Origin of the sequence: Fretibacterium fastidiosum (assembly GCF_000210715.1) — a bacterium.
GTDB lineage: Bacteria > Synergistota > Synergistia > Synergistales > Aminobacteriaceae > Fretibacterium > Fretibacterium fastidiosum.
The window spans coordinates 2,727,403-2,728,333 of sequence record NC_021038.1; the positions used below are offsets into that span (position 1 = coordinate 2,727,403).

1 pseudogene is annotated in these 931 nt (G+C 65.4%); it reads right to left on the minus strand.

Features of this window, described 5'->3' with window-relative positions:
- Positions 1-931 (minus strand): annotated as a pseudogene (locus SY1_RS12230) (hypothetical protein); the annotation flags it as partial.

Genomic DNA, 931 nt, shown 5'->3' on the forward strand with positions numbered 1-931 from the left:
CCGCGTCCTTCTCCGGCTCCGTCACCTTGTACTCCACGTGCTCGAAGAACGGCTTCAGGTGCGTCTGCGCCAGCAGCCCCGCCTCCATGTCACGCACGAGGTCCGCGTAGAGCTCCTTCAGGAGCGGCGCCGCCGTGTTGTTGGGGTTCGGCCCGTCCACGCCGTTGAAGCCCTCGCCGAAGAACTGCTCCAGAAACGCCAACTGACGCGCGTCCATCTGGCCACCGCGGCTCCCTGGGTCCACGCCGTCCACCCCGGCCCACTTCTGGAGAAGGGACTCGAAAATCCGACCGCGCTTCGACGGGTCCTTCTCCGCCGCGTACTGCTCCACCAGCCCACGCAGCGCACCACTTCCGTCCCGGACCATGGCCTGGCGCAGGCCGTGCATGTTACCGAAGCCCATCAGGTTGGGCAACGCCGCGACGTCCTCAGGGACGTCAAGGATTTCGTCCGGGATGGAGTACATCGGAGCACTGTAGGGCAGCACCTCCGCGATCGTGCCCGTACTTCCGTCCTGCCATGTAAAACTTCCCTGATTGCGGATCGATCCGCCCGACTCCCAGAGTGCACGGTCCGCCTCGCGCGCCTGGTCCTTCAGGGCCAGGACCCGCTCCTCCCACGTCAGCTTCGCGAGATCGTCCTGGGACAGCGTCGGCGACATGTCTGCGTTCACGGCTTCCGAGGCCACGTTCAGGCTCTTGATCCCCGCGTCGGCCAGGTTCGCCATCTTCCCCTCGCCCGTCAGGACCTTCAGCGAGGCATAGATATCGTCGGAGGCGTCGATCTTTCCGTCTCCGTTGGAGTCGTACGCCCTCAGGGCGTCGAAGCCCGTGAGGGCCAGGGACCCGTCCGGCAGGGTCATGACGTCGCCGAACAGCTCGCTGCCATTGTCCGCCTTGCCGTTGAAGTTCTTGTCCAGCACCAGAAAGGC